This is a genomic window from Burkholderia sp. BCC1640 (genome assembly GCF_902833125.1).
Taxonomy (GTDB): domain Bacteria; phylum Pseudomonadota; class Gammaproteobacteria; order Burkholderiales; family Burkholderiaceae; genus Burkholderia; species Burkholderia diffusa.
In genome coordinates, this window is record NZ_CADFEF010000083.1 from 1 (window position 1) to 1,614 (window position 1,614).

A 1,614-nucleotide genomic window follows, 5' to 3' on the forward strand; every position below is an offset into this window, starting at 1 on the left:
AGCGCTTTCCAATGGAACAGGAGCCTGGACGAGGGTCTGCACTGGCTCTTGCGTAGCGCTTTCGGCGCGTTTCCAATGCAAAAGAGCCTGTTGTTGGCCCGACACGCGCGAGTTGACCGACACCGGGACACTGGGGTGGATGATCATTTACCGGATGATCATCAACTTGAACGAATCGCAAATCCGCGCCCTGGACCAAGTGCGCGCCGTCCTCGACGGCACACAGACCCTCGACTTCGCCCCCGCGGCATGCCCGCACGAGCGTCGCGAATGGGTCGCATCCGTGCTACGGCGCTTTCGCTACGACCAGCTCAAGCGACCCCACCGGGGGCTCGTGCTGCGCTATCTGCGACGCTTTAGCGGTTTCAGCCGAGCTCACATGACGCGGCTGGTACAACGCTGGGTGCAAGGGCAAAGGCTCGCGTGGCTGAAGGGCACGCCCGCGAATGCCTTCGCACGCCGCTACACCGATGAGGACATCTTCACGCTCGCCCAGACCGAGCGTGAGTACGGCAGGCTTTCCGGCCCGGCGATGGTCGTCGTGCTGCGCCGGATGTATCAGGTCTACAACGATGAGCGCTACGAGCGCCTGCAGCACCTTTCAGCGTCTCATCTTTACAACCTGCGACGTTCGCAGACCTATCGCCTGCATCACACGGTCTACACAAAGACCCAGACGAGTCCCAAAGGCGCGGCCATCGCTGTGCGCCGGGCGCCCGCGCCGGAGAACCGCCCCGGCTTTATCCGCATCGACAGCGTTCATCAGGGCAACATCGAGGAACAGCGCGGCGTGTATCACATCAATGCCGTCGACTGCGTCACCCAGTGGGAAGTCGTTGCGACCGTGCCGACGCTGGAGCGAGAACACATGCTGCCGGTACTGCGCGGCATGATTGACCAGTTTCCATTCCGGATTCTCGGCTTTCACAGCGATGGTGGCTCGGAGTACATCAACCATGACGTCGCCAAGATGCTCAAGGAGCAACTCATCGAGTTCACCCGCTCACGTCCACGACGCTGTAACGACAATGCCTTGGCCGAATCCAAGAACGGCAATGTCGTGCGCAAGCAATTCGGCTACACGCACATACCGGCCGAGTGGGCGAAGCAGTTCAACACCTTTTGCGTAGATCTGCTTAATCCGTTTCTGAACATGCACCGCCCCTGCCTTTTCGGCACCGAAATCCCCGATCCCAGGAAGCCGGGCCGAACGCGACGCGTCCACCGCGCCGACGATGTGATGACGCCGCTTGAGAAACTGGCCAGCCTGCCAAACGTGGATGACTTCCTGCGCAAGGACATCACGATCGATCAACTGAAGCAGCAGGCGCGCAGCCAGACGGATGTCGAAGCCGCCCGTCAGGTCCGCCTGGCGCGGGAACGCCTGATGGGCAAAGTCGCCGCCCAAACCCGGCCTCGGTACCCCGATGTATGGAGTTTGGCTCGGGCACGCAGCGCATAGCCCGCGAAGGGGAAGCCGCTACGGGCTACGCCCTTCACGGCTTCCCCTTCGCAACCGAGACTCCCCGTACCCTAAAATGCAGCTTCCTTTAACGACCATCCAGCTCCAAGTACTCCGCTCCCGCCAGGCTCCTTTTGGTTTTGGAAAGTACT

General features: G+C 61.3%; 1 protein-coding gene. It reads left to right on the top strand.

Features of this window, described 5'->3' with window-relative positions; genetic code table 11:
- The first annotated feature begins 139 nt into the window (after positions 1 to 139).
- Positions 140 to 1,462: a DDE-type integrase/transposase/recombinase gene (locus HWX25_RS32535; RefSeq protein ID WP_244135333.1), complete on the top strand. Its 1,323-nt coding sequence runs from the start codon at positions 140 to 142 to the stop codon at positions 1,460 to 1,462.
- Positions 1,463 to 1,614: the final 152 nt, after the last annotated feature.

What these genes read in the sequence shown, in the direction of transcription:
- HWX25_RS32535 (WP_244135333.1), top strand. Translation starts at nt 140, where the DNA reads ATGATCATTTACCGGATGATCATCAACTTGAACGAATCGCAAATCCGC.